General features: G+C 71.9%; 22 protein-coding genes. 8 read left to right on the top strand and 14 right to left on the bottom strand.

The genetic code is table 11. The features are described 5' to 3' along the window. Positions 1–259 precede the first annotated feature (259 nt). From OP18_RS17635 to OP18_RS17590, 10 genes are all read right to left on the bottom strand, one after another. Entirely contained in the window at positions 260–1942 is a 1683-nt protein-coding gene (locus OP18_RS17635; RefSeq protein ID WP_081970840.1) for a VWA domain-containing protein, read from the bottom strand. Positions 1943–1991: 49 nt separating this feature from the next. Beyond that, a complete protein-coding gene (locus OP18_RS17630; protein ID WP_033359977.1) occupies positions 1992–2630 on the bottom strand; it encodes a class II aldolase/adducin family protein in 639 nt (212 codons plus the stop codon). A gap of 5 nt (positions 2631–2635) precedes the next feature. Next, entirely contained in the window at positions 2636–3016 is a 381-nt protein-coding gene (locus tag OP18_RS17625) for an ArsR/SmtB family transcription factor (protein ID WP_033359976.1), read from the bottom strand. 63 nt (positions 3017–3079) lie between these two features. Beyond that, positions 3080–3619 (bottom strand): orotate phosphoribosyltransferase, encoded by a 540-nt coding sequence (gene pyrE / locus OP18_RS17620; RefSeq protein WP_033360037.1) that lies wholly within the window; start codon positions 3617–3619, stop codon positions 3080–3082. Between the two features lie 340 nt (positions 3620–3959). Next, entirely contained in the window at positions 3960–4742 is a 783-nt protein-coding gene (locus tag OP18_RS17615; RefSeq protein WP_033360036.1) for an SDR family NAD(P)-dependent oxidoreductase, read from the bottom strand. A gap of 50 nt (positions 4743–4792) precedes the next feature. After that, positions 4793–5446 (bottom strand): hypothetical protein, encoded by a 654-nt coding sequence (locus OP18_RS17610; protein ID WP_052386877.1) that lies wholly within the window; start codon positions 5444–5446, stop codon positions 4793–4795. A gap of 69 nt (positions 5447–5515) precedes the next feature. Next, positions 5516–5884, bottom strand: coding sequence for a hypothetical protein (locus tag OP18_RS17605; RefSeq protein WP_033359975.1), 369 nt, complete (start codon positions 5882–5884; stop codon positions 5516–5518). An 11-nt stretch (positions 5885–5895) separates the two neighbouring features. Then, on the bottom strand, positions 5896–8490 hold the full coding sequence (gene clpB / locus OP18_RS17600) for an ATP-dependent chaperone ClpB (RefSeq protein ID WP_033359974.1): 2595 nt from the start codon (positions 8488–8490) through the stop codon (positions 5896–5898). Between the two features lie 73 nt (positions 8491–8563). Then, positions 8564–9721 (bottom strand): sialidase family protein, encoded by a 1158-nt coding sequence (locus tag OP18_RS17595; RefSeq protein WP_156089581.1) that lies wholly within the window; start codon positions 9719–9721, stop codon positions 8564–8566. Next, positions 9709–10263, bottom strand: a complete 555-nt coding sequence (locus OP18_RS17590; protein ID WP_162189804.1) for a DUF1707 SHOCT-like domain-containing protein — start codon at positions 10261–10263, stop codon at positions 9709–9711. Before OP18_RS17590 ends, OP18_RS17595 begins: the two co-directional genes overlap by 13 nt. Before the next feature lie 200 nt (positions 10264–10463). Between OP18_RS17590 and OP18_RS17585 the strand changes: the two genes are divergently transcribed. Then, the gene (locus tag OP18_RS17585; RefSeq protein ID WP_033359972.1) at positions 10464–10895 is read left to right on the top strand and encodes a hypothetical protein; all 432 of its coding nucleotides are present in this window, start codon (positions 10464–10466) and stop codon (positions 10893–10895) included. 125 nt (positions 10896–11020) lie between these two features. On the opposite strand, the gene OP18_RS17580 is transcribed toward OP18_RS17585, so the two are convergent. From OP18_RS17580 to dnaK, 4 genes are read right to left on the bottom strand one after another with little or no spacing between them, the layout of a single operon-like run. After that, complete coding sequence (locus tag OP18_RS17580) at positions 11021–11461, bottom strand: heat shock protein transcriptional repressor HspR (RefSeq protein ID WP_033359971.1); 441 nt, start codon at positions 11459–11461, stop codon at positions 11021–11023. Then, positions 11448–12686: a molecular chaperone DnaJ gene (gene dnaJ / locus OP18_RS17575; protein WP_033359970.1), complete on the bottom strand. Its 1239-nt coding sequence runs from the start codon at positions 12684–12686 to the stop codon at positions 11448–11450. The genes OP18_RS17580 and dnaJ overlap by 14 nt, the downstream gene beginning before the upstream one ends. Before the next feature lie 24 nt (positions 12687–12710). Next, positions 12711–13463 carry a nucleotide exchange factor GrpE gene (gene grpE, locus OP18_RS55205; protein ID WP_081970839.1) on the bottom strand — a complete coding sequence of 251 codons (753 nt, stop codon included), beginning with the start codon at positions 13461–13463 and terminating at the stop codon, positions 12711–12713. Further along, positions 13460–15328, bottom strand: a complete 1869-nt coding sequence (gene dnaK / locus OP18_RS17565) for a molecular chaperone DnaK (RefSeq protein WP_033359969.1) — start codon at positions 15326–15328, stop codon at positions 13460–13462. The genes grpE and dnaK overlap by 4 nt, the downstream gene beginning before the upstream one ends. Before the next feature lie 235 nt (positions 15329–15563). On the opposite strand from dnaK, the gene OP18_RS17560 reads away from it, so the two are divergent. The 7 genes from OP18_RS17560 to OP18_RS17530 all read left to right on the top strand — a co-directional run bounded on the left by OP18_RS17560 (position 15564) and on the right by OP18_RS17530 (position 26694). Beyond that, complete coding sequence (locus OP18_RS17560; protein ID WP_389249597.1) at positions 15564–17384, top strand: GTPase family protein; 1821 nt, start codon at positions 15564–15566, stop codon at positions 17382–17384. Continuing rightward, the gene (locus OP18_RS17555; protein WP_033359967.1) at positions 17381–19042 is read left to right on the top strand and encodes a GTPase; all 1662 of its coding nucleotides are present in this window, start codon (positions 17381–17383) and stop codon (positions 19040–19042) included. Before OP18_RS17560 ends, OP18_RS17555 begins: the two co-directional genes overlap by 4 nt. A 12-nt stretch (positions 19043–19054) precedes the next feature. Then, positions 19055–19921, top strand: coding sequence for a fructosamine kinase family protein (locus tag OP18_RS17550; protein WP_033359966.1), 867 nt, complete (start codon positions 19055–19057; stop codon positions 19919–19921). 31 nt (positions 19922–19952) lie between these two features. Beyond that, a complete protein-coding gene (gene moaA / locus OP18_RS17545) occupies positions 19953–20984 on the top strand; it encodes a GTP 3',8-cyclase MoaA (RefSeq protein WP_033359965.1) in 1032 nt (343 codons plus the stop codon). Next, positions 20981–21226 carry a MoaD/ThiS family protein gene (locus OP18_RS17540; RefSeq protein WP_033359964.1) on the top strand — a complete coding sequence of 82 codons (246 nt, stop codon included), beginning with the start codon at positions 20981–20983 and terminating at the stop codon, positions 21224–21226. Before moaA ends, OP18_RS17540 begins: the two co-directional genes overlap by 4 nt. Before the next feature lie 10 nt (positions 21227–21236). Next, positions 21237–22571, top strand: a complete 1335-nt coding sequence (locus OP18_RS17535; protein ID WP_389250080.1) for a metallophosphoesterase — start codon at positions 21237–21239, stop codon at positions 22569–22571. 913 nt (positions 22572–23484) lie between these two features. Further along, a complete protein-coding gene (locus tag OP18_RS17530) occupies positions 23485–26694 on the top strand; it encodes a UvrD-helicase domain-containing protein (RefSeq protein ID WP_033359962.1) in 3210 nt (1069 codons plus the stop codon). Positions 26695–26732 lie beyond the last annotated feature (38 nt).

Genomic DNA, 26732 nt, shown 5'->3' with positions numbered 1-26732 from the left:
ACGGCGGGGAACTATCTGGCCGCCGACGGGGAGAAATTCGTGACCGCCAGCGGGGAGAACTACTGGCCGCCACCGGGGAAGTCCAACTGGCCGTTGACACCACCTCCACGCGATCGCCATCGGCTCGCGATCACCTCCACCACGTGATCACCGCTCGACCGCGATCACCAAGAAAGGCGCGATCATCGACAGGGCGCGATCACCACCAGCGTGCCGTCCCACAGGCGCGGCCAGCGGCAGGCGCACGCCGGCCGGGCTGTCAGCCGGTCCTGATCAGCGCCTGCAGGAAGATGTTGCCGATCTGATCAGGGTCGGTCACCACGAACGAACGGCCACCCGTGGCGGCGGCGATCTCGGCCAGCTCCTGCTGCCGCGCGTCAGGCCCCACCCCGAGCAGCACCACGCGCACCGGGCGGGTCGGGTCCGTGGCCCGTTCGAGCTCCAGTTTCAGCGTCTCCAGGCTCATACCGGGCTTCGAGTTGGCGCCGTCGGTGAAGACGACCACGGTGTTGGAGCGGCCCTCCTTGTAGCCGTCCTTCAGCGCCTTGTACGCGGCGAGCACCGTCTCGTACAACCCGCAGACGTCCGTGCCGACGGCCTTGGCGCCGGAGACGGCCGTGGTCAGCCTGGCCCGCTGGCCCTGGTTGAGCGGGTTGAGGGGGACGACCTCCTGGTAGTCCTTGCCGCCGGGCAGGCCGGACGCGTAGGCCCACAGGCCCAGCTCGCTGTCGTCGGTGAAGAGGCCGAGCCCTTCGGTGGCGGTCTTGCGCAGCACCTGCAGCCGCGACGGAGAGCCGCTGCCGGCCATCGGCCGGTTCACCGAGGACGTCACGTCGACCAGGGTCAGCACCCGCGACGGGGCGGTGGTGGCGTTCCAGTACCCGAGGATGTCGTTGATCTTCTGCGGCTCGGCGAGGGGCTTGACCGGGACCGGGGCGGTGGTGGCGCCGCGGCCGGCGGGGAAGCCGGCGCTGGTGGAGCCGTCGGCGGCGCGGAAGCCGAGCCGGGCGAACAGGTCCCGGTTGCTGTCGGCGGTGAGGGCGGTGCGGAACAGCTCCGCCGCCTCCAGGTTGGCCCTGGGCTTGCCGGTGATCGAGGCGTACGGGTAATCGAGCGCGACCGGAGGGTCGACCGGCATCGCGGTGAGCGCGACGGCCGGGTTGGCGGAGTTGTAGGCGATGACGGCCTGCTCGCTCATCGGGGCGACCTGGGCCGGGCCGGTGCTCTTGGAAAGCGCGGCCTGATCCGGGGCGACGGTGATCGACCGGTACGCCTTGACCACGTCGACCAGCTTCTTGGGGTCGGTGACGATCGAGTCGTAGAGCAGGCCGGCCCCGGCGAGCCCGGCGGTGCTGCGGCGGGGGTCGACCGCGGCGAGCTGGACCTGCTTGCCGGCGACCTTCGGCAGCAGCGCCGCGACCTGCGCCGCGCCGGCCGTGCCGGTCCCGCCGGTATTGAGAGCGCCGGCGAGCTGGTCGGGCACGGCGAGCGTGACAGGGCTGGTGGCGACGGACGTGGCGTCGGGCTCGAACGCCTCGCGGCTGACCGCCCGCATGCGCACGAGCCACGCGGTCGAGTCGGGGATCCACACGGTCGGCACGTCGGCGTCGGCCGGGGAGGGCAGCGCGGTGGCGGCCACGTTGATCGCGCCGCCGGCGCGGGCGGCGAGCTGGTTGGCGACGTCGGCCGGCTCGGCGGCGCGCACCTGCACTTGTACGCAGTCGCCGCTGACCTCCGGCTTGGTGGCGCTCCAGCGGGCGGCGGCGTCGCGCACGGCCGGCGCGATGTCCGGCGCGGCCGCCACAACCAGCTTGACGCCGCTGTCGCAGTTGCCGTCGCCGCCGGCGACCGCGCGGACGGCGACGACGGTGCCGCCGATCAGACCCAGCACTCCGACGATCGCCAACGGTGCCCGCAGCGACCGCCTCCGGCGTTGCTCCACGTGCTCACCCTGCCCTTCGTCCGTGCAATCGGACGAGTGTAGGCGCAGGTCAAACGGTTGCGGAGGGACGGTCGAGCCAGCCGGTGGGCACCGGTTCCGGCGTGCGACCGAGGGTTAACGCTCGGTAAGTCAGCTGCGCCGCCTCCTCGAGATAGAGGGCGCGCTTGTGCGCGAGCTCGACCGAGTCGGCGATCACGGAGCAGCCGTGGTGGGAGAGGACCACGCAGTTGACCCCGTCGGCGCACGCGGCCGCGGCGAGCTCGCCGACCAGGGGGTCGCCGGGCGGGCAGAACGGGGTGGTCACGACCTGCCGCAGGTAGAAGGCGTGGTCGGTGGTGACGAGCCGGATCGGTTCCCCGATCGCGTCCAGCAGCAGCACCGTCTGGGGGTGCAGGTGGACGATCGCGTTGGCGTCGGGGCGCGCGCGGTACGTCGCCAGGTGCAGGCCGAGCTCAGAAGTCGGCGCACCGGTTGTGTCAAGAGGCGTGCCGTCGCTGATTCGTACCCGTACGAAGCAGCCGTCGGACAGCCGATCGAGCCAGGTGCCGGCAGCCGTCACCCAGCACTCGTCGGAGCCGGGCGCGCGGGCGGACAGGTTGCCGCCCGAGCCCACGACCAGGCCAGCCTGCACGACCGCCTGCCCGAGGCGGGCAAGCTGGTCGCGCAGGTGGTCGGCCTGGTCGAACAAATGCCTTACCGAGGAGCCTTCTTGGTCGCCCGCTTGCGGGGCGGCGTCAGAAGGTCGGCGATGGTGCCGATGGCGGAGGGCACCAGGCGGTAGAACGCCCAGACACCCCGCTTCTCGCGCTCCAGCAGCCCGGCCTCGGTCAGGATCCGCAGGTGGTGGCTCACCGTGGGCTGCGAGAGCCCGAGGGGGGCCGTCAGGTCACACACACACGCCTCGCCGTCCGGAGCCGACTGGATGAGGCTCAGGAGCCGCAGTCGGGCAGGGTCGGCAAGTGCCTTCAGGACGCCGGCAAGACGCTCGGCATCGGCGCGGTCAATCGGCTCGCCGGCAAGCGGCGAGATCTGGGGCAGGGTCATCTCAGCCAGCGCAGTTCCCACGTATTCCATCCTTCCACCAACACCATCGACCCGCCTGCATATACGCAGGTCCGAATCGACAATTTTTCAGCCCTATTGGCCGAGGTCGGCCAACGAAAACGCTGAGCGATAGCTCAGCCCCGCGGCGCGGACCGCCTTTTCCGCCCCACGGTCGACGATAACCGCGACACCGACCACTTCCGCGCCGGCCTCGCGCAACGCCTCTACGGCAGTCAGAACGCTTCCTCCTGTCGTGGAGGTGTCTTCAACCGCCAGCACCCGGCGGCCCGCAACGTCGGGTCCCTCGATCCTCCGCTGCAGACCGTGAGCCTTGTCACTCTTCCGGACGACGAACGCGTCGAGCTTGCGTCCCGTCCCCCGCGCGGCAGCTGCGTGCAGCATCGCGCTGGCCACCGGATCGGCGCCGAGGGTCAGCCCTCCCACGGCGTCGAAGTCCCAGTCGGCGACCAGATCGAGCAGCACCCGGCCGACGAGCGGCGCACCGGCATGGTGCAGCGTCAAGCGACGTAGGTCCACGTACCAGTCGGCTACTTGTCCGGACGACAGCGTCACACGACCTCGGACCACAGCCAGGTCGAGCACGAGTTTCAGCAGGTCGTCACGGTCGGTCATGACCGAAGCGTACGCGCTAAATCTCCCGAGCGAATCGATGACCCGCACTCTCGCAGAAATATAGGGCCGTCAAGTGGACAAGGAGGAATACGAAGGTGATCGCAGCGATCACCACGAGTGACGCGAGGGGTGACGGTGACAGGGGCCAACGAAGCACACGTGAGGGAGATTCGCCTTGGTTTCGGTGCTTCCGCACCCTTCATCGGAGCCCGTCACATCGGCTCTGACCTGCACAAACACCCCGTACAAGGGGCGCGGCGAGGGCGGACTCAGCCCTTCGCCGCCGAAGTCGGACCGTTCGGCGGCACCGTGACCACAATCATGTTCGATGTTGTCCCACTCAATGATCATCGCGGCCGATGCGGCGCCTGGTGCCGCCCGCGACGCGCCGCACCAGCCCACGGGGCGCGTGCCGCACCCCGAAGACGACCATCTTGTACTTCCAGTCGGGCACGCTGACCAGCTTGCCCTTGCGGAGGTCGCGCAGTCCGTCGCGGACCACCCGCCCGGCGTCCAGCCACAGCCACGGCGGCGTCTTGGACATGTCGATGCCGGCCCGCTGGTGGAACTCGGTGCGGACGTAGCCGGGGCACAGCGCCATGACGCGCACCCCCTTGGCGCGCACCAGCTGACCGGTGGACTCGCTGAAGTTGGTGACCCAGGCCTTGCTCGCCGGGTACGTGGAGCCGGGCATCATCGCGGAGAACCCGGCCACCGACGAGACGTTGACGATGTCGCCCCGCCCGCGGGCGGTCATGGCGGGCAGCGCGGCGAGCGTGAGCCGCATGACCGCGTGGACGTTGAGCCGCAGCAGCAGCTCCTCCCGCTCCACGCTCGAGCGCGGGAACGGCGTGTTGAGGCTCATCCCGGCGTTGTTGACCAGCACGTCCACGGGCCGCTCAGGGTCGGCGAGACGCGCCGCGACCAGATCGCAGCCATCCGGCGTCGACAGGTCCGCGGGCAGCACCTCGGCGCCGCCCAGCTCGGCCGCCATCGCGTCGAGGCGGGCCCGGTCACGGGCGACCAGCACCAGGTCGTGCCCCTCTGCGGCGAGCTCGCGCGCGAACGCGGCGCCGATGCCCGAAGTGGCGCCGGTGACCAGTGCGACCTGACGTTGGCTCATGCCGGGCACGATACGTGGAAGGGCCCCGGTCTCCCGGGGCCCTTCCTGGTTCACGCGGTCGGCGGGCCACTCGCGGGCGGCGGCGGTGGCGGGTAGCCGGGGTCGCCCGTGCCGGGCACCGGCGGCTCCCACTGCTGCTCGACCTTGCGGAAGTACGGGTGCGACGCCGGCAGCGCCAGCAGCACCATGGCGGCCAGGATGGCCAGGATCAGCAGCACGCTCAGCAGCGTGGTGACCGGCTGGTACCAGCCCGGCACCTCGGAGTAGAGCAGCTCGTTGTACCGGTCCCAGGTCGGCAGGGCCGGGTCGTCCTTGCGGGCCTGCTCCCAGAGGCTCTCGCCGGCCAGGCTGAAGCCGAACGCGCCGAGCGTGCAGCACGCGGCGATGCCGCCGAGGACCCACGTGAGGATCCGGGCGACCTGCTTGCCCTTGCCGACGTACACCGCCAGCAGGCCCAGCAGCACGATGATGAGCACCCCGATCACCACGGTGATGGTGCCGGTGGCGCCCTGCCCCAGACCGGCGTTCTCCTGCGAGGTGCCCGCCACGGCCTTCTTCGCGCCGTCGGCGAGCGCGCCGGCGTAGGCCAAGGACAGGATGATGTTGATCAGTTCGATCCCGGCCGCCGCGTACAGCAGGTAGACGGCCAGGTTGACGGTGGACGGTCGGGCACGCGGCCCAGACGCTGGGTCGGCGAATGCCATCGGATCTCCTCCCAGGAAACCTTGAGGATCAACCGTATCGATGCCGGGCCGTTTGCGCAGGCGGAGGCCTCAGTTGTTGAGACGATCTTGTGCATACCGGGCGAGCGTGGTGGTGCCCATCATGCAGCCGCTGAACGTGGTGACCTCGGCATCCTGGCGGGCGAGATGCTGCCAGGCCGCCCGACCCGCCGCGGCGTCGATGTGGGTGAGCAGCTCCGCCGCGTAGAGCCGGCCGGCCGGCTTGGCCCGGTCGAGGAGCGCCTCCAGCTTGGGCCGCAGCTCGGCGCCGTGCCGGCGGAGACCCTCCTCGACCGCGAAATACGCCTTGGTGGCGGGCAACAGCGTGCCGGCGAAGCCGACCCCGCCGAACGCCAGCGTGTCGGCGTCGGCGAGTTGGCGCAGTTCCTCAGCGAACGCACCGCTCTTCTTCCACAGCATCGCCCTCGTCCTTATCCGGCGCTGACGGTGAGCGCCTTCTTGTCGTCCGCCAGGTCCACGACGACCTTGTCGCCGTCGCGGATCGAGCCGGCCAGCAGCGCCTTGGCGAGCTGGTCACCGATGGAGGTCTGGACCAGGCGCCGCAGGGGTCGGGCGCCGTACACGGAGTCATACCCAAGACTGGCGAGCCAGTCACGTGCCGAGTCGGTGACCTCCAGCGCCAGCCGTCGATCCGACAGCCGCCGGGCCAGCGACTGCAGCTGGATGTCGACGATCGCACGCAGGTCGGCGGTCGACAGCGGGTCGAACACGACCATGTCGTCGAGCCGGTTGACGAACTCCGGCTTGAAGTGCTGCCGCACCGCGGCGATCACGGCGTCGCGCCGCTGCTCCGACGTCAGCGTCGGGTCGTCGGCGAGCACCTCGGAGCCCAGGTTGGAGGTGAGGATGAGGATGGCGTTGCGGAAGTCGACAGTGCGGCCCTGGCCGTCGGTGAGCCGGCCGTCGTCGAGGACCGCCAGCAGCACGTCGAACACGTCGGGGTGCGCCTTCTCGACCTCGTCGAGCAGCACCACGGAGTAGGGCCGGCGGCGGACCGCCTCGGTGAGCTGACCGCCCTCCTCGTAGCCCACGTACCCGGGCGGCGCGCCGACGAGCCGGGCGACGGTGTGCTTCTCGCCGTACTCGCTCATGTCGATACGCACCATGGCGCGCTCGTCGTCGAAGAGGAACTCCGCCAGGGCCTTTGCCAGCTCGGTCTTGCCGACGCCGGTCGGGCCGAGGAACAGGAAGCTGCCGGTCGGACGGTCGGGGTCGGCGATGCCGGCCCGGGCGCGGCGCACCGCGTCGGAGACGGCCTGCACCGCGGCCTCCTGCCCGACGACCCGGCTGCGCAGCGACTCCTCCATGCGCAGCAGCTTCGCCGTCTCGCCCTCCATCAGGCGGCCGGCGGGGATGCCGGTCCACGAGGCGACCACCGCGGCGATGTCGTCGGCGGAGACCTCCTCCTTCAGCATCGACCCGGCGGACTGCAGCTCCTGCAGCTCCGCCTCGGCGGTGCGCAGCTCCTGTTCAAGGTCGCGGATGCGCCCGTAGCGCAGCTCGGAGGCCTTGGCCAGGTCCAGGTCACGCTCGGCCCGGTCGGCCTCGCCGCGCAGCTGCTCCAGCTGCTCCTTGATCGAGGAGACGGCGGAGATGTGCTGCTTCTCGTTCTGCCAGCGCTCGGTGAGGGAGGTCAGGTGCTCGCGGCGGTCGGCCAGCTCGGCCCGCAGCCGCTGCAGCCGCTCCGCGGAGGCCGGATCGGGCTCCTTGGCCAGCGCCATCTCCTCGATCTCCAGCCGGCGCACGGTCCGCTCGACCTCGTCGACCTCGACGGGGCGCGAGTCGATCTCCATCCGCAGCCGGGACGCCGACTCGTCGACCAGGTCGATCGCCTTGTCCGGCAGGAACCGGTCAGCGATGTACCGGTCGGACAGCGTGGCGGCCGCGACCAGGGCGGCGTCGGTGATCCGGACGCCGTGGTGCACCTCGTAGCGCTCCTTGAGCCCGCGCAGGATGCCGATGGTGTCCTCGATCGTCGGCTCGCCCACCACGACCGGCTGGAAGCGCCGCTCCAGCGCCGGGTCCTTCTCGATGTGCTCGCGATACTCGTCCAGCGTGGTCGCGCCGACCATCCGCAGCTCGCCGCGGGCCAGCATCGGCTTGAGCATGTTGCCGGCGTCCATGGAGCCTTCGCCCTTGCCGGCGCCGACGATGGTGTGCAGCTCGTCGAGGAACGTGATGACCTGCCCCTCGGAGCCCTTGATCTCCTCCAGGACGGACTTGAGCCGCTCCTCGAACTGCCCCCGGTACTGCGCGCCGGCGACCATGGCCGCCAGGTCCAGGCTGACCAGGCGCTTGTCGCGCAGCGACTCGGGCACGTCGCCGGCCACGATGCGCTGGGCGAGGCCCTCGACGATCGCGGTCTTGCCGACGCCGGGCTCACCGATGAGCACCGGGTTGTTCTTCGTGCGGCGCGAGAGCACCTGGATCACCCGGCGGATCTCCGAGTCCCGGCCGATGACCGGGTCGATCTTGCCGTCGCGGGCGGCCTGGGTCAGGTCGACGCCATACTTCTCCAGCGCCTGGAAGGTCTGCTCGGGGTCGGCCGTGGTGACCCGGCGGTCGCCGCCGCGCACCTGCGGGAAGGCGGCGACGAGGGTCTGCTCGGTGGCCCCGGAGTCCTTGAGCCGGGTCGACACCGCCCCGCCGACCCGGGCGAGGCCGGCCAGCAGGTGCTCGGTGGAGGTGTACTCGTCGCCGAGCGGGCGGGCGATCTGCTCCGCCGCCGCGATCGCGTTGGCGAACTCGCGGGCCACGTTGGGCTCGACGACACTGGATCCCTTTGCGCTGGGCAGCCGGTCGACGGCGTGCAGCGCGGCGCGGCGGATGTCGGCGGGGTTGGCCCCGACTGCCCGCAGCAGCGCGGCGGCGGTCGACCCGCCGGTGTCCAGCAGCGACAGCAGCAGGTGCCAAGGTTCGACGGTCGCGTGTCCGCGCTGGCTCGCCGCGTCAACGGCGGCCTTGATGACCTCGCGACTCTTGGTGGTCAGGCGTTCGGCGTTCATCGGCTCCTCGTTCCGGTTCGTACCTGTGCACCAGGTACGACGTCTCCGAGGTTGAGTCTATTCCACTCAAGTCTTATCGTGCAGCGACAGCGACCCTCGACCACTCACAATTCTTGCCTTTCACCTCGCACAGCCACACCTCACCCGACTGCTGACCCGGATAGCCGAGGATCACCGTGTCGGACAGCCGGCGGAGGCGGAAGACCAGCCGTCCGCCCTGGTCACGGCTGCGCCGGTCGCTGTCGACCGTCCAGACGCCCTGCCCGCTGGCGACCAGGAGCAGCCCACCGGGCAGCACCTCGGCGCTGTACACCTCGGCGACCTCACGCATCGCGCTGGCCTCCACCCAGGTGCCCGCGGCGGTGCGGCGGGCCGCGAACTGGTTGCCCGCGAGCCACACGTCAGACCCGTCGGGCGCCACCACCACGTGCGGCTCCACGCCGCTCTGCTGCGGCAGCCGGGCCGAGCCCTCGTCGTGCCAGGTGCGGCCGTGGTCGGCGCTGCTCCAGACGGTGACCGTGAGCATCGGTGGCGTGGTGGCCGAGGTCTCCACCGCTTGGGCCGTCAGCCAGAGCTTGCCGTCGGCCTGCGCGATCAGGCTGGTGAAGCGGTGGTTGCCGGCCGGGCGGCCGGGCAGCCCGACCCGCTTGCCGTCGTCGGTGACCTCCATCGGCTGGCGCGCCGGGCAGTCGACCGTGCCGTCCAGGCAGCCGACGCTGAAGCGCGGCTCGGTGAGGTTGAGCTCGGCCGGCGGCGGGAGCAGCGGGTGCTGCTGGAAGGTGAGGCCGGTGTCGCGGGAGACGTACCAGCCGCCGGGGACCGCGCGCAGCAGCAGCACGTTGCCCCGGCCGAGCCGCATCTCGACCTCGGTGGCGTCGTCGAAGGGCACCTTGCGGGCCACCCACGACTGCCCGCCGTCGAGCGTGATGACCAGGCCGACCTGGCAGGCCAGCCCGCTGACGCACGAGCTGAACAGGGCGTAGCCGGTGTCGGCGTCGGCGAACTCGACGCCGCGCGGCGAGGTGCCCTTCGGCACCTGCACGACCGACTGGCGGTTGCGCGGGTCTTCCGAGCCGGCCGGGGCGGGTTGCTGCGGGTCCTCCTGGTAGGAGATGTCCGGCGCCGGCTCCTCGGCCGGCTCCTTGCCGGGCGTACACGAGCCGGCGGTCAAGGTCAGGGTGAGCGCGGCGGCCAGGACGGCGACGAGCGGGCGGCGCCTCACCAACGCCACCGCCAGAACCTGCGCTGGTAACGCACCTTGACGCTGCTGCTGGAGACCTCGCCGCTGATGCGGAAGTGGACGCCCCCGCCCGACGGCTCGATCCGCGACCGCACGGTGCTGGCGTGCGTGTCGATGCTGTCCACGTCGGCGACGGCGCCGGCGGGCAGGACCAGCTCGACCGAGCTGGACGTCGCGTCGAGCTCGATGTCCACGACCGGGGTGCCGAAGATCGCCTCGGTGAAGTCGAGCTTCACCGAGCCTGACTGGGTGGTGATGGTCAGCCGGCGCGGGACCGTCCAGCGGCCCTGCCGCTTGAGCGACGAGGACCGGTTGCGGATCTCGACGGCCTCGGGCGCTTTGACCTGCTCCACGGGCAGGTCCATCACATACGGCTCGATGTCGCCGTAGGTGCGGGAGCGCAGCACGCCGTCGACCCGCTCCTCGAACTCGGCGAGGGTGAGCCGGCCCTCGGACACGGCCGTGTTCAGCTGGGCGACCACACGCTCGCGCTCTGCGTCGGAGATCCGCATGCCGCGATGGTCCGTGCTCACGACGACACTGTAGACCCCGCCGGAACCCATTGATATAGCCCATATCGCGGGGGACTTATCGGTCTAAAGCCGCCCTTATGGCGGTATCCGGAGAGTAACCGATCCCTTCGGCTCTTCCGCAGTTGCCAGGTGGCGGGCTAAGTTGTCGCCGACTCCAGGACCTCTGGCGATCACATACCCGCTGGCCACGGGAGCTGACGGTGAGCGTGCAACAAGCGGGATTCCGGGGCTTTGCCAACCCGGTCGACCCTACTCCAGCAGAGCTGCGCGCGTGGGCCTACCACCCCGACGCGTCGGTGCTGCAGACCATGCCGCCGGACTGGGACCTCCTGGTCGCCGGCGATCGGCTGATCGGCACGCTGTTCGACCTGGCGATGGACTCGGCCTGCCCGGCCCGCCGGTTCGCGCTGCACTGCCTGTACATCTACGCCGCCGACGGCATCCGCACGCACTTCCGTGCCCACCCGAAGCGGCGCCTGCGCAAGTTCGTCGAGCAGGCCGAGGAGCACGGTGACGAGCAGCTGAAGACCTGGGCGCACAACGCCCGGATGCTGCTGGCCCGGCCCGAGCTGTTCGAGTATCACGACTGGTGCGAAGGCGGCCTGGTCCGCGCGCCGCGCCGGATCAGCTGAAAGGGCGCCGTCGTCGACGGCGCCCTCTCGGTTTGACCACACCCTGCGAGCATCCGGTCAGCCCTCCGGATGACCACACCATTCCCTGCGCACCTGATGCCCGGTGGCGCGGGAAGGCAAACACGCTATTTCTGGCTCGGCCGCCACACCACCAGCGCGGTCTGGTGCTGGTGGGTCGGCACCAGATCGCGCCGGGGGAAGCCGGTCGCCTCCATCTGCGCGAGCCGGGTCCGGGTCCGGATCAGCTCGTCCTCCAGATCAGCGACCCGCTGGCGCAGGTCGCTGACCATCCCTTCGAGCTCGATGATGCGTTTGATGCCGGCGAGGTTGACGCCCTCTTCCTGGCTGAGCCGCTGCACCTCGCGCAGCAGCGCCACGTCGCGCTCGCTGTAGCGGCGACCGCCGCCGGAGGTGCGGCCGGGCTGCACCAGCCCCATGCGGTCGTACTGCCGCAGGGTCTGCGGATGCATCCCGGCCAGCCGGGCCGCGATCGAGATGATCAGCACCTTGGCGTCGGAGACCGCCTCGTAGCTGATGAAGACCTCGCGCTCGTCATCGTTGTTCATAGCTGCTGCGCTCCCGTGCGATCGCGTCGAGCCGCTCCCTCGGAGCCGGCGGCGCCGCTGCCGCGTAGTCGGACAGTGCCTGCCGGGCAGCCGCGGAGAGCTCCGCCGGCACGTGGACGTCGATGGTGACGAGCAGGTCACCGACCTTCCCGTCGCGCCGGGCGACCCCCTTGCCGCGCACCCGCAGCGTCCGGCCGCTGGGCGTGCCCGGGGGCACCCGCAGCGTCACGGCCGCATCGAGCGTCGGCACCCGCAGGTCGGCGCCGAGCGCCGCCTCCGCGAAGGTCACCGGCACCGTCAGGGTCAGATCGTCGCCGCTGCGGCCGAAGACCGCGTCGGGACGCACCCTGATCAGCACGAACAGGTCGCCGGCCGCACCGCCCCGGGTGCCCGGCTCACCGCGGCCGCTCAACCGGATCCGCTGACCCTCGGCGACCCCAGGGGGGATGCGCACGTTGATCGTGCGGGTCTTCGTCACGCCGCCGCTGCCGACGCACTCCGGGCACTTCTCGTCGACGATGGTGCCGACACCCTGGCACTCGCGGCACGGCTCGGTGAAGCTGAACGAGCCCTGGTTGCTGCTGACCACGCCCTGGCCCCGGCAGTTGGGGCAGGTCCGCGGCGTGGAGCCGGGGGCGGCGCCGTTGCCGTGGCAGGTCTCGCACGTGCCGGGCGTGCGCAGCGTGATCGGCAGCGTGGCGCCCTGCACCGCGTCGGCGAAGTTGAGCACCACCTCGGTCTCGACGTCGCGGCCGCGGCCGCGGCGCCCCGGCGGCGCACCGGTGGGCCCACCGCCGCCGCCGGAGAAGATCGAGCTGAACAGGTCCGAGAAACCCGCGCCGCCGAAGCGGCGGTCACCACCGACACCGGCGCCCGGGCCGGCGGAGCCGCCGCCCTGCGCGCCGTTGGCGAACAGATCGGAGAAGTCGAAGCCGGGCCCACCCGCACCGTGGTTGCCCGCCCTCGCGTTGCGCCGGAACGCGCCCGCGCCGAAGAGCGACCGCATCTCGTCGTACTCCTTGCGGCGGCCGGGATCGGAGAGCACGTCATACGCCTCCGACACCGCCTTGAACCGCTCCTCGGCCGCCGCGTTGTTCGGGTTGCGGTCGGGGTGCAGCTCCCGCGCGAGCTTGCGGTACGCCTTCTTGATCTCATCGGTGGAAGCGGATTTGGTGACGCCCAGAACCGCGTAGAAGTCCTTTTCCAACCAGTCCTTCGAACTCACTGCGCCACCTCCTCCAGCCGTCTCTTACTCCGGGTCGGCAACGGCGACCAGGGCCGGTCGCAGCAGCCGCTCGCCCAGGAGATAGCCACGCCGCATCACGTCGATGCAGGTCGGCTCGGTCACCTCGGCCGAGGTCAGGTGGGCCACCGCCTCGTGGCGGGTCGGGTCGAACGGGTCGCCCTTGGCCCCGAACACGGTCAGCCCGAACTTGGTCAGCGCCCCGGTCAGCTGCTCCGCGACCGCGCCGAACGGCCCGACCAGGTCCCCGTGGTCCCGGGCCCGGTCGAGGTCGTCGAGCACGGGCAGCAGTGCGCCGAGCACGTTGGCGCTGGCCTGCTCCACCACCAGCGCGCGGTCACGGTCGACCCGCTTGCGGTAGTTGGCGTATTCGGCGGTGACCCGCTGCAGGTCCCGGGTGCGCTCCTCGAGATCGGTGCGCAACGCCGCCAGCTCGGCGCCGAGGCCGTGCTGGTGCGCGTCGTCGGTGGTGCCCTGTGCGGCCGCCTCACCCGGCGCGGCGGGCGGCGGCGCGTGGATCGTGAACGTCTCGTCCACGACCTCGCCCTCGACCGTCGCCTCCTGCGTGTCCTGCTCCGGCGCCTCGGCCTTTTCGGCTACGGTCTCGGTCTCCTCGACCTCCACGTCGGCCTCCTCCGCGGTGTGTCCGGCGTCGGGTGTCCCGGCCGGCTTCGCATTGGCCGACACCTTCCGCTTGTCCTTGATCACAACGCGCTCCGCCGGCCCTTCCGGGCCGGCGGCGCGGGCTTCGTCGGTCACTTCTTGTTGTCCTCGTCGATGATCTCGGCGTCGACGACGTCATCCGGGCCGTTGCCCTGGGCCTGCGCGCCGGCCGAGTCGCCGCCGCCGAACCCGGCGCCGGGCGCCTCACCCGCGGCGCTCTGCTGACGCTGCTGCTCGTAGAGCGCGCTGCCGGCCTGCTGCGAGACCTGCGCCAGCTTCTCGTGGGCAGCCTTGATCCGCTCGGTGTCGTTGCCACCGAGCGCGCTGCGCAGGTCGCCCAGCGCCTCGTTCATCTGGTCGCGGGCGTCGGCAGGGATCTTGTCGCCGCTCTCGGCCAGGAACTTCTCGGTCTGCCACTGCAGGGCCTCGGCCAGGTTGCGGGTCTCGGCCTCCTCACGGCGACGCTTGTCGTCGTCGGCGTGCTCCTGCGCGTCGCGCATCATCCGCTCGATGTCGTCCTTCGGCAGCGCCGAGCCGCCGGTGATCGTCATCGACTGCTCCTTGCCCGTGCCGAGGTCCTTGGCGGACACGTGCACGATGCCGTTGGCGTCGATGTCGAAGGTGACCTCGATCTGCGGCACGCCACGCGGCGCCGGCGGCAGGCCGGTCAGCTCGAAGGTGCCGAGGCGCTTGTTGTAGGCCGCCATCTCCCGCTCACCCTGGAAGACCTGGATGAGCACCGACGGCTGGTTGTCGTCGGCGGTGGTGTAGACCTCGGAGCGCTTGGTCGGGATGGTCGTGTTGCGCTCGACCAGCTTGTGCATGATGCCGCCCTTGGTCTCGATGCCCAGCGACAGCGGGGTGACATCGAGCAGCAGGACGTCCTTGACCTCGCCCTTGAGGACACCGGCCTGCAGGGCGGCGCCGACGGCGACGACCTCGTCCGGGTTGACGCCCTTGTTGGGGTCCTTGCCGGTGAGCTGCTTGACCAGCTCGGTCACGGCGGGCATACGGGTCGAGCCACCGACGAGGATCACGTGGTCGAGCTGGCCGACCTTGATGCCGGCGTCGCGGATCGCGTTCTCGAACGGGACCTTGGTGCGGTCGAGTAGGTCCTGCGTCATCCGCTGGAACTCGGCGCGCGACAGCTGGGTGTCCAGGTGCAGCGGGCCGTCGGGGCCGGCGGTGATGTAGGGCAGGTTGATCGAGGTGGTGGTCGCCGCCGACAGCTCGATCTTGGCCTTCTCGGAGGCCTCACGGAGCCGCTGCATGGCCATCTTGTCGGCGGACAGGTCGATGCCGTGCTGGCCGCGGAAGGTCTTGACCAGGTGGTCGATGACCCGCTCGTCCCAGTCGTCGCCACCGAGGTGGTTGTCACCGGAGGTCGACTTGACCTCGACGACGCCCTCGGCGAGCTCCAGGACCGACACGTCGAAGGTGCCGCCGCCGAGGTCGAAGACCAGGACGGTCTGCTCCTTCGGGCCCTTGTCCAGGCCGTAGGCCAGGGCGGCCGCGGTCGGCTCGTTGACGATGCGCAGCACGTTGAACCCGGCGATCTCGCCGGCCTCCTTCGTGGCGGTGCGCTGCGAGTCGTTGAAGTATGCCGGCACGGTGATGACCGCGTCGGTGATCTGCTCGCCGAGGTAGGCCTCGGCGTCGCGCTTGAGCTTCATGAGCACCCGCGCGGAGATCTCCTGCGGGGTGTACTTCTTGCCGTCGATGTCGATGGCCCAGTTGGTGCCCATCTCACGCTTGACGGAACGGATGGTCCGGTCCGGGTTGGTGACGGCCTGGCGCTTCGCGACCTCACCGACCAACACCTCGCCGTTACGGGCGAACGCGACGATGGACGGCGTCGTGCGCGCACCTTCGGCGTTGGCGATGACGCTGGGCTCGCCGCCCTCCAGGACACTGACCACCGAGTTGGTGGTTCCGAGGTCGATGCCGACCGCACGTGCCATAGCTGCTTGACCTCCAGGTGGCAGTCGGCCGAACGCGCCGGCTGCGAAGTTGAGTGACTTGCACTCAATAGTGCCACGCAAGTCTCGATCGTCAAGTCGAACCTTGAGTGAGACCGACGCAACTTGTCACACCCCGACCGCGCTGTGGGAGGTCATGGGTGAAGTTGCGCTCGGTGATATCGATGCTTACGGCCATTGCATGGCGCTCGACAGCGTCATCGTGCACGCTTTAGCAGTGACCACACAGGGCGAGTCGGTGTCCGCCCGGTCGGCGGCCACCAGCCCTTCAGCTGATGGCCCGTCCACCGGTCGGCCCCCACGCGCCCGCGAGCCGGAGCGCTCGCCCGTCGCCGACCTCGTGAGCGCCCTCACCGACCTCCGTGACCTGGGCCGGCAGACCCGCTTCGCCCTGCCGCTGCCCAGCGCCGAGCGGGCCACGACGGTCGCCGCCGCCATGGTCGCCCAGCTCGACGACTACCTGCTGCCGAGGCTCGACCGGCTCGACGCGCCGCTGCTGGTCGTCGTCGGCGGCTCGACCGGCGCCGGCAAGTCGACGCTGGTCAACAGCCTGATCCGCACCCCGGTCAGCCCCGCGGGCGTGCTGCGCCCCACGACCCGGGCGCCGGTCCTGGTCTGCCACCCGGCGGACATGGCGTGGTTCGCCAAGGCCAACGTGCTGCCTTCGCTGGCCCGCACGACCGGCGCCAGCAGCGACGCCCGCACCCTGCAGGTGGTGTCGGCGCAGGCTCTCACGCCCGGCCTGGCCCTGCTCGACGCGCCCGACATCGACTCCGTCGTCGACGCCAACCGGCAGCTCGCCTCGCAGCTGCTCGCCGCCGCCGACCTCTGGCTCTTCGTCACCACCGCCGCCCGCTACGCCGACGCGGTGCCGTGGGGGATGCTGCGCACCGCCCGCAGCCGGGGCACCGCCATCGCGCTGGTGCTCGACCGGGTGCCCGGTGGCGGCGCGGCCGACGAGATCGCCCCGCACCTGAGCGCGATGCTGCAGGAGCAGGACCTCGGCGGGGTGCCGCTGTTCGTGCTGCCCGAGGCCCGCCTGGACAGCCAGGGCCTGCTCAACGAGGCCCAGGTCGCGCCCCTGCGGGACTGGTTCGGCCAGCTGGCCCGCTCGGCGGAGGCCCGCGCCGCGGTGGTCCGCCAGACCGTCGGCGGGGCCGTCGACGCGCTCACCATGGACGTCGGGGTCCTGGCCGCGGCCGCCGAGGACCAGGTCGCCGCCGCGAAGTCGCTGGACGACGCCGTGCGCGGGTCCTACCGGGCCGCCACCTCCTCGGTCGAGCAGGGCATCCACGACGGTGCGCTGCTGCGCGGCGAGGTGCTCGCCCGCTGGCAGGAGCTCGTCGGCACCGGCGACATCATGCGTGCGCTGCAGGCCCGCGTCGGGCGGGCCCGTGACCGGATCGTCGCCGCCCTCACCGGCCGGCCGGCGCCCGGCGAGCGCTTCCAGGAGGCGATCGGCTCGGGCCTGGCGACGCTGCTCAAGGGCGCCGCGACCGACGCCGCCGAGCGGGCCGGGGTCGCCTGGAAGGCCCACCCGGCGGGGGCCGCGCTGCTGGCCGCCGCGCCCAACCTGGCGCGGCCCTCCGACGACCTGGACGAGCGCGTCGCCCGGCTCACCCGCGACTGGCAGCGCTCGGTCCTCGACCTGGTGCGCGCCGAGGCGGGCGACAAACGGGTGCTCGCCCGGGCCAGCGCCTACGCGGTCAACGCCACCGGCCTGCTGGTGATGGTCTCCGTCTTCGCCGCCACCGCGTTCATCCCCACCGGTCTGGAGATCGTGGTCGCCGGCGGCACCACCGTCACCGCGCAGAAGGTGCTCGAGGCGATCTTCGGCGATCAGGCGGTACGGTCGCTCGCCGAGCGGGCCCGGCAGGACCTGCTGGAGCGGGTCGGGATCCTCTTCGACGAGGAGGCCGGCCGCTTCCGCAGCGCCCTGGCCGGCGCCGGGGTCGACGACGACTTCGCCGGCCGGCTGCGCGCCGCCAGCACCGCCGTCCAGCTCGCCCGCGCCGACGTCCGGCTGGAGCCCCAGTGAGCCTGGTAGACAAGATCAAGCAGGCGATCCCGCGGCAGGGCGGCGCCCCCGTGGACGCCGACCGGCTCCTCGAGCGGGTCGAAGGGCTGCGCCGGTTCGTGCGGGCCGCCGAGGACCACGTGCCCGACGCCCAGCTGGTCACCGCCCGCACCGTGATCGACCGGGCCGGCGAGCGGCTCGCGCTGTCCCGGGCGCACACCGTCGTCGCGCTGGCCGGCGCCACCGGCAGCGGCAAGTCCAGCCTGTTCAACGCGCTGTGCCGCTTCCAGCTGTCCCGGGTGGGGGTGCGCCGCCCGACGACCGGGGTCGCGCACGCCTGCGTGTGGGGGCCGCAGGGCGCCGGTCCGCTGCTCGACTGGCTCGGCGTGCCGCCCAACCGGCGGTTCACCCGGGAGAGCGCGCTGGACGGCGACGACGAGGCCGGCCTGCGCGGCCTGGTCCTGCTCGATCTACCCGACTTCGACTCGATCGAGGCCCGGCACCGGCTCGAGGTCGACCGGCTGCTGCGCCTGGTCGACCTCGTCGTGTGGGTGCTCGACCCGCAGAAGTACGCCGACCGCGTGGTGCACCAGCAGTACCTGTCGCAGTTCCAGCGGCACCGGGACGTGACCGTCGTGGTGCTCAACCAGGCCGACCGGCTCAACCGGGCCGACAGCGAGCGGCTCGTCGCCGACCTGCGCCGGCTGCTGGAGGCCGACGGTCTCGGCGGGGTGCCGGCGTTCCCGACCTCCGCGAAGGGCCAGCCCGGGCTGGACGTCCTGCGGGCCACGCTGGAGCGCACCGTCGCGCAGCGCCAGGCCTCCCTGCAGCGGCTCGCCGGTGACGTGGCCGGCGCGGTCGGCGAGCTGGAGCCGCTGGTGACGGCCGAGGTCCGCGGCGAGAAGATCCAACCGGCGGCCGTCGACCGGCTCGCCGACTCCCTCGCGGTCGCGGCCGGGGTGCCGATCGTGGTCACCGCGACCGAGCGGACCTACCGGCACCGCGCCACGGGCGTGCTCGGCTGGCCGGTCGCCCGCTGGGCCCGCAAGCTGCGCCCGGATCCGTTGCGCCGGCTGCACCTGGACCAGCCTGCTGGCAGTACACCTGCCGCATCCTCGCTGCCGGAGTCCACGATGGCGCAGAAGGCGGCCGTCGCGCTCGCCTCACGCGAGGTCGCCGAGCAGGCCGGCGCGGGGCTGCCCGAGCCGTGGCCGGCGGCCGTCACCGCGGCGTCGCGCTCCCGCCTGGACGACGTGCCCGACGCGCTCGACGTCGCGGTCGCCTCCGCCGATCTCGGCATGGCGCGCAGACCCTTCTGGTGGCGGCTGGTCGGTGCCCTGCAGTGGCTCGGCGCCGTCGTCGCCCTCGCCGGGCTGCTGTGGCTGGCGGTGCGGGCGGTCTTCGCCTTCCTCGGCCTGCCCGACATCGACACGCCGCAGGTCGGGCGGGTGCCGCTGCCGACGGCGATGTTCTTCGGCGGGCTGCTCTTCGGGCTGCTGCTGTCGATCGTCGTGCGCCCGATCGTAGGGCTGGCCGCCCGCCGGGCCAAGGCGCGCGCCGAGCGCCGGCTGCGGGCCGCGATCGCCGAGGTGGCCGACGCGCACATCATCGCTCCCGTGCGTGGAGTCCTGCGCTCGTACGATGACGCGCGTGACGCATTGCGAACCGCCGCTCGCTGACCGGCGGCGCTGATGGATCTGCAGTACCTGAAGGAGCACCCGGCGCAGCTGCCGGTGTTCATCAAGCACCAGCGGATCCGCGAGACGCCGGTGCCGGGCGGGTCGATCTGCGCCGCCCAGCGCCTCACGTTCGACGACGGCGGTTCGGTCTTCTGCAAGTCCCTGCCCGACCCGCCGGACGGGTTCTTCGCCGCCGAGGCCGCCGGGCTGCGCTGGCTGCGGGAGGCCGGTGCGGTGCCGGTGCCCGAGCTCATCGTCGAGCTGCCGGACCTGCTCGCGCTGGAGTGGATCGAGCACGGCGAGGCGACCCCGGAGGGCGCGGAGCGGTTCGGGCGCCGGCTCGCCGCGCTGCACCGGGCGGGCGCGCCGGCGTTCGGGGCGCCCTGGCCAGGGTTCATCGGCACGGCGCCGCTGCCCAACGACCCCTCCGACGGCGCCTGGGGCCCTTGGTTCGCGCAGCGGCGGCTGCTGCCCTTCCTGCGCACGTCCATCGACAACGGCGCCCTGACCAGCGCGGACGTCACCGGCGTGGAGCGCGTGATCGCCGGCATCGAGGAGTACGGCGGCGCCGAGCCCCCCAGCCGCATCCACGGCGACCTGTGGCCGGGCAACCTGTTGTGGGACCGCGCCGGCGACGGCTGGCTCGTCGACCCGGCCGCTCACGGCGGGCACCGCGAGACCGACCTGGCGCTGCTCGGGCTGTGGGGTGGCGCACCCCACTACGACCGGATCCTGGCCGCGTACCGCGAGGCGGCGCCACTGTCGGACGGCTGGCGGGAGCGTGTGCCGCTGCACCGGCTCTACCTGCTGCTGGTGCACACGGCGCTGTTCGGTGCCTCGTTCCAGGAGTCGGTCCGCTCCACGCTGCGAGCGCTCTGAACTGTCATACCGCTGGGGTACCGTTTCGGGCATGACGCTTTCGGAGCCGCTCGGTGCCGGTCTCGCCGACCGCCATGGCCGCGTGGCGACCGACCTGCGGGTTTCCCTGACCGACCGGTGCAACCTGCGCTGCACGTATTGCATGCCCGCCGAAGGGCTCGACTGGCTGCCCAGCCCGACGCTGCTCACCGACGACGAGGTCGTGCGGCTGATCGGGGTCGCGGTCACGCTCCTCGGCGTGACCGAGGTCAGGTTCACCGGCGGTGAGCCGCTCCTGCGCCGCGGGCTGCCGGGCATCGTGCGGGCCGTCGCCGCGCTGGAGCCGCGCCCGAGCACCATGCTGACGACCAACGGCATCGGCCTGGCCCGCCTCGCGGGGCCCCTGGCCGAGGCCGGGCTCGACCGGGTCAACATCTCGCTGGACACCGTCGACCCCGCCCGGTTCCAGGCGCTGACCCGCCGTGACCGGCACGCCGACGTGATCGCCGGGCTCGCCGCGGCGGCGCAGGCCGGCCTGGTGCCGGTGAAGATGAATGCGGTGCTGCTGCGCGGTGTCAACGACGACGAGGCCGTCCCGCTGCTGCGCTTCGCCCTTGAGCACGGCTATGAGCTGCGGTTCATCGAGCAGATGCCGCTGGACGCCGGGCACACCTGGCGGCGCGAGGAGATGGTGACCGGCGCGGAGATCCTCGAGCGGTTGCGGGAGGCGTTCGACCTGCGGCCCGATCCGGGGGTGCGCGGTGGCGCGCCCGCGGAGACCTGGCTGGTCGAGGGGCATTCCGGCATCGGCGGCAGGCCGGCGAAGGTCGGCGTGATCGCGAGCGTGTCCCGGCCGTTCTGCGGCGCGTGCGACCGCACCCGGCTGACGGCCGACGGTGCGGTGCGCTCGTGCCTGTTCAGCCAGGAGGAGACCGACCTGCGGGGGGCGATGCGGGCCGGGGCCACCGACGGCGAGCTGGCCGATCTGTGGCGCAAGGCGATGTGGGCGAAGCCGGCCGGGCACGGCATCGACGACCCGAAGTTCCTGCAGCCTGCCCGGCCCATGTCGGCGATCGGGGGATGACCGCGGTGCTGCTCGTGCGCTATTTCGCCGGGGCCCGCGCGGCCGCCGGCGTGCCCGAGGAGAAGATCGAGGCGGCGACGCTCGGCGAGCTCGAGGCCGCCGTGACGGCCGGGCGGCCGAAGCTCGCCGCGGTGCTCACGGCATGTTCGTTCCTGGTCGACGGCACCTCGTGGCGCGATCGCGACGCGGCCCTGCCGGCGACGGCGACCGTCGACGTCCTTCCCCCGTTCGCGGGCGGCTGAGCACGTGTTCATCGCGCTGTTCCTGGTCGTCGTGCTGCTACTCGTCGGCGGCATCCACTGGTATCTGTGGAAGCGGCTCGTCAAGGACGTGGTCACCACACGGCGCGGCCGGCGGGTCGGGGCGCTGGTCGTCACGCTGCTCGGGGTGCTGATCCCGGTGACGATGGTCGGTTCGCGGGTGCTGCCGCTGGAGCAGCAGCCGGTGCTGGCGTGGCCCGGGTTCCTGTGGCTGGCGTTGATGTTCTACCTGCTGGTGACGCTGGCGCTGCTGGAGCTGCCGCGGCTGGCGCTGCGGTTCTGGGCCGGGCGACGCGAGCCACAGCCTGTGGATAACTCTGTGGACAGCAGCGTGATCCCTGTGGACAGTGCGGGCCGAGCTGTGCAGGGCACTGTGGACGGGCAGGTCACGGCTGTGGACAGCCCGGCGGCCGGGGTGTCCGGCGGCGCCGTGGGCAGCGCCGCTGCGGAGGGTGCGCCTGTGGACGACGCCCCTGTGGACGGCGGCCCTGTCGATGAGCGGTTCGACCCGGCGCGGCGGCTGCTGCTGGGGCGGTCGCTGGCGGCGACGGCCGGGGTGCTGTCGGTCGCGGCCGTGGGCATCGGCACCTGGCAGGCGAAGAGCGCCCCGGTGCTCAAGCGCGTGCCGATCCGGCTGGCGAAGCTCCCGGCCAGCATGAGCGGCTTCAAGATCGCGCTGGTCTCCGACATCCACCTCGGGCCACTGCTGGGCAAGGCGCACACCGAGCGGATCGTGCGCATCATCAACTCGGTCGACGCCGACGTGGTCGCGGTCGTGGGCGACCTGGTCGACGGCTCGGTCGCCGAGCTGGGCCCGGCCGCCGAGCCGCTGCAGGACCTGCGGGCCCGGCACGGCAGCTTCTTCGTGACCGGCAACCACGAGTATTTCTCCGGCTACCAGGAGTGGATCGACGAGGTCAACTCGCTGGGCGTCCGGGTCCTGCGCAACGAGCGCCTCGACGTCCAGGGCCTCGACCTGGCCGGCGTCAACGACGTCACCGGCGAGGACGTGGGCGACGGCCCCGACTTCGCCAAGGCCCTGTCCGGCCGCGACGCTTCCCGCCCCGTCGTGCTGCTCGCCCACCAGCCGGTCCAGGCGCACGAAGCGGCCAGGCACGGCGTCGACCTGCAGCTGTCCGGCCACACCCACGGCGGGCAGATGGTGCCGTTCAACCTGCTGGTGGGTCTGGAGGCCCCGGTCGTGTCCGGGCTCGGCACCGTCGACGGCACCCAGGTCTACGTGACCCGCGGCGCCGGCTTCTGGGGGCCACCGGTCCGCTTCGGCGCCCCACCGGACATCTCGGTCATCGAGCTCCACCGCGCTTAGGTTCTCTGACGCGCCGCCCGGGTCTCAGGCACCTGCGTGCCGCTGGGGTCTCAGGCAGCTGCGTGCAGTTCGGGTCTTGGGCACCTACGTGCCGCTCGGGCCAGGGCGCGCTGCCGGTGGGCTTTGGCGGGCCGGTCTGCGACGGCTCGCCGACCTCCCGATGCCTGCCGACCGGCCGACTACGGGCGAGGAGTCGGGTCTGAGGCACGTGCGTGCCGCTCGGGCAAGGCGGGCTTTGGGGGCCGGTCTGCGACGGTTCGCCGACCGGCCCCCCGCCCGCCGGCCAGCCCGATTATGGGCGAGGGAGTCGTCTGAGCCGTCAGTTCGACAGTGGCGGGCCCTGCTCCGCCACGCTCAGGCACCTGCGCGCCGCTCGGGCGAAGCGCGTGCCGGCTGGCTGGATCAGGGACAAGGGAAGTCGCCTGAGCCATCAGTTCGACGGCTGCGGGTCCTGCTCGACCGCACTCAGGTATCTGTGTGCTGCTCAGGTGCAGTGGGCTGCCGGCCGTCGCCGTGGTGAGCCCGTCTGCACCGGCCCGTGGGAAGCACGCCGCCTGGACGGTCGTTCGACGGCGGAGGCCCATGCTCCACCGCGCTCGAACACCTGCCTGCTGGTCGGGTGCAGCGCGGTGCGGTGCCAAGCAGACGACCCGCGCTCGACCCGCACTTTGAGTCGCGCCACCGGGCCGCCGGCCCACGAGCACCGTGGTGCCGTCGTCGCGGAGCTCACCGCGGCACCATCCATGCCGACCACCATGGGACCTCCGGGGCCACGGCCTGCAGACGGTCGCGCCAATCGCCGCCGGACAAGGTCGAGGCCGCCTCCGGGTTGCCGCCGGCATAGGCTTTGGCTGGTGGTGGGTTGTACGGCGCGTAACGGGCAACGGTTGGGGCTGGTGTGACAGGATGCGGCGTGTCTTCGAACGTCTCTGACCACTCGTTCGTCGCCGACCTGCACATTCACTCGAAGTACTCGCGGGCGTGCAGTCGTGACCTCAGCATCGAGACGCTCACGTGGTGGGCCCGGCGCAAGGGCATCACGCTGCTCGGCACGGGAGACTTCACGCATCCGGCCTGGCACGACCACCTGCGTGAGGCGCTCGTGCCGGCGGAGCCGGGGCTGTTCCGGCTGCAGCCGGAGCGTGAGGCGGAGATCCTGCGGCGGCTGCCGGGGCGGCTGTCCAAAGGCGCGGACGGGGCGCCGGTCAGGTTCATGTTGTCGGTCGAGATCTCGACGATCTACAAGCGGGGCGACCGGACGCGGAAGGTGCACCACCTGGTGTACCAGCCGGACTTCGAGGCGGTCGGGCGGTTCAACACGGCGCTGGGGCGGATCGGCAACCTCGGGTCCGACGGGCGGCCGATTCTGGGGCTGGACTCGCGTGACCTGCTGGAGATCACGCTGGAGGCGAGTCCCGACGGGTACCTGGTGCCGGCGCACATCTGGACGCCGTGGTTCTCGGCGCTGGGGTCGAAGTCGGGGTTCGACGCGATCGCCGACTGCTACGCCGACCTGGCCGATCACATCTTCGCGGTCGAGACGGGGCTGTCGTCGGACCCGGCGATGAACTGGCGGGTCTCGTCGCTGGACCGGTACCGGCTGGTGTCCAACTCCGACGCGCACTCGCCGCAGGCACTGGCGCGCGAGGCGACGCTGTTGACCAGCGAGCTGGACTACTTCAAGGTGCGCGACGCGCTGCGCAGCGGGGACGGGCTGGCCGGGACGATCGAGTTCTTCCCCGAGGAGGGCAAGTATCACGGCGACGGGCACCGGGCCTGCGACGTGAACTGGCTGCCGGCGCAGACGCGCGAGGCCGAAGGGCTGTGCCCGGTGTGTGGCAAGCCGCTCACCGTGGGTGTGCTGCACCGGGTGGAGGAGTTGGCGGACCGGCCCGACGGGTACGTGCCGCCGGGTGCGCCGCAGGTCACCCACCTGATCCAGCTGCACGAGATCCTCGGCGAGATCCACGGGGTCGGCGCGAAGTCGAAGACCGTCGACACGCAGCTGGCGTCGCTGGTGGCGGAGCTGGGCTCGGAGCTGGCGATCCTGCGCCAGGTGCCGATCGACGAGATCACCCGGGTCGGCGGGGAGCTGCTCGGCGAGGGCATCACCCGGCTCCGGCGCGGCGAGGTCAGCCGCACGCCCGGCTACGACGGCGAGTACGGCGTGATCAAGCTGTTCCGCCCCGATGAGCTGCGGGTGCAGGAAGACGTGCTGTTCGACGTACCGATGCCGCAGCTGCCGAAACAGCGCAAGGCCGAGGCGGCTCCGAAGGCCGCGCCGAAGCGCCGCCGGCCCGCGCCGGTCGAGGCGCCGCCGCCCCCGCCGCCGATCTCTTCCCCGGCGTCGCCGCATGAGCCGCTCGAGCCGATGCTGGCGGGGATGGAGGAGGTCGGCACGGGGCTGCTCGACCGGCTCGACGCGCTGCAGCGGGTCGCGGCGTCGGCGCCCGGCGGTCCGTTGCTGATCGTGGCCGGGCCGGGCACGGGCAAGACGCGGACGTTGACGCACCGGATCGCGTACCTGTGTGCCGAGCTGGACGTGTACCCGGAGGAGTGCCTGGCGATCACGTTCACCCGGCGGGCCGCGGAAGAGCTGCGGGAGCGGCTGGAGGGCCTGCTCGGACCGGTGACCGAGGCGGTGACGGTGTCGACGTTCCACGCGCTGGGACTGTCGATCCTGCGGGAGAACGCCACGGCGGTGGGGTTGACGCCGAAGTTCCGGATCGCGGAGGAGGCGGACCTGCTGGCGGCGCTGGACCCGCTGTCGGAGCGGGAGGCACGCCGGGCGCTCGCCGCGATGGAGCCGTCGACCAGGGAGGCCCTGGCCAAGGCGTTGCGGGCGAAGGACATGGTGTCGCTCGACGAACTGCTGACGCTCAGTGTGCAGCTGCTCACCGAGTCGCCGGCGCTGGTCGACCGGTACCGGGACCGCTGGCAGTGGATCTTCGTGGATGAGTACCAGGACGTCGACCCGGTGCAGTACGACCTGCTGCGGCTGCTGTGCCCGCCCGGCGGCAACCTCTGCGCGATCGGCGACCCTGACCAGGCGATCTATTCGTTCCGGGGGGCCGAGGTCTCGTTCTTCCTGCGGTTCTCCACGGACTTCTCCACGCCGGACATCGACGCCCGCGTCGTGCGGCTCACCCGCAACTACCGCTCGTCCGCGCCGATTCTGGCGGCCGCGGTACAGGCGATCGCGCCGACGACGTTGGTGCCGGGGCGGCGGCTGGACCCGGCCCGGCTGGATCTGGAAGCGCCGATGGTCGGGCTGTACCCGGCGGCGTCGGTGGCCGACGAGGCCGATTTCGTGGTGCGCACGGTCGACGAGCTGGTGGGCGGCCTGTCGCACCGCTCGCACGACAACCGGGTGGACTCGCGGGCGGCGGTCGGCGCCATGTCGTTCTCCGACATCGCCGTGCTGTACCGGACCGATTCGCAGGCCGCGCCGATCGTCGATGCCCTGTCGCGGGCGGGTGTGCCGGTGCAGAAACGCTCGCACGACCGGTTGCTGGACCGGCCCGGGGTGGCGGCGATCGCCCGTGAGCTGCGGTTCGCCACAGGTCTCGGCGGTTCGATCGCGGCTCGTGTACGACTGGCGGGCCAGGTCGTCGCGGGGCGCTGCGGGCAGCTCGACACCGACGTGATCGGGCTGACGGAGGCCGACGTGTGGACGGCGGTCGAGCTGATGACGCCGCCGGCGTTGCGGGCCGGCAGCGACCTGGACGAGTTCCTGGGTGCGCTGGCCACCGGCGCGGAGGTCGACGGCTGGGATCCGCGCGCCGACCGGGTGACGCTGCTGACGCTGCACGCGTCGAAAGGGCTCGAGTTCCCCGTCGTGTTCATGGTCGGCTGCGAGGACGGGCTGCTGCCGCTGCGCATGCCCGGCGCGCAGGGCCGCTCCGAGGACGAGGTCGCCGAGGAGCGCCGGCTGTTCTTCGTGGGCCTGACCAGGGCACAGGATCGGCTCTTCCTGTCGCACAGCCGGACCCGTTTCCGGCACGGGTCCGAGCGGGAGATGGCGCCGACGCCGTTCCTGTCGTCCATCGACCCCGGGCTGTTGGAGCGGCGGGGTCCCGCAGCGCCCCGCAAACCCAAGGATCGGCAGCTCCGCCTCATCTGAACCCCGACCTGTCGTCAATCCGTGAGGTGGAAGTGTCG

Source organism: Dactylosporangium aurantiacum, from assembly GCF_000716715.1.
Classification (GTDB): Bacteria; Actinomycetota; Actinomycetes; order Mycobacteriales; family Micromonosporaceae; genus Dactylosporangium; species Dactylosporangium aurantiacum.
Note: the sequence above shows the minus strand (reverse complement) of the source record. Positions and strands in the feature narration are given on the sequence as shown.

What these genes read in the sequence shown, in the direction of transcription:
- OP18_RS17625 (WP_033359976.1), bottom strand. Translation starts at nt 3,016, where the DNA reads ATGGAATACGTGGGAACTGCGCTGGCTGAGATGACCCTGCCCCAGATC.
- pyrE (WP_033360037.1), bottom strand. Translation starts at nt 3,619, where the DNA reads ATGACCGACCGTGACGACCTGCTGAAACTCGTGCTCGACCTGGCTGTG.
- OP18_RS17615 (WP_033360036.1), bottom strand. Translation starts at nt 4,742, where the DNA reads ATGAGCCAACGTCAGGTCGCACTGGTCACCGGCGCCACTTCGGGCATC.
- OP18_RS17610 (WP_052386877.1), bottom strand. Translation starts at nt 5,446, where the DNA reads ATGGCATTCGCCGACCCAGCGTCTGGGCCGCGTGCCCGACCGTCCACC.
- OP18_RS17605 (WP_033359975.1), bottom strand. Translation starts at nt 5,884, where the DNA reads ATGCTGTGGAAGAAGAGCGGTGCGTTCGCTGAGGAACTGCGCCAACTC.
- clpB (WP_033359974.1), bottom strand. Translation starts at nt 8,490, where the DNA reads ATGAACGCCGAACGCCTGACCACCAAGAGTCGCGAGGTCATCAAGGCC.
- OP18_RS17580 (WP_033359971.1), bottom strand. Translation starts at nt 11,461, where the DNA reads ATGAACAACGATGACGAGCGCGAGGTCTTCATCAGCTACGAGGCGGTC.
- dnaK (WP_033359969.1), bottom strand. Translation starts at nt 15,328, where the DNA reads ATGGCACGTGCGGTCGGCATCGACCTCGGAACCACCAACTCGGTGGTC.
- OP18_RS17550 (WP_033359966.1), top strand. Translation starts at nt 19,055, where the DNA reads ATGGATCTGCAGTACCTGAAGGAGCACCCGGCGCAGCTGCCGGTGTTC.
- moaA (WP_033359965.1), top strand. Translation starts at nt 19,953, where the DNA reads ATGACGCTTTCGGAGCCGCTCGGTGCCGGTCTCGCCGACCGCCATGGC.
- OP18_RS17540 (WP_033359964.1), top strand. Translation starts at nt 20,981, where the DNA reads ATGACCGCGGTGCTGCTCGTGCGCTATTTCGCCGGGGCCCGCGCGGCC.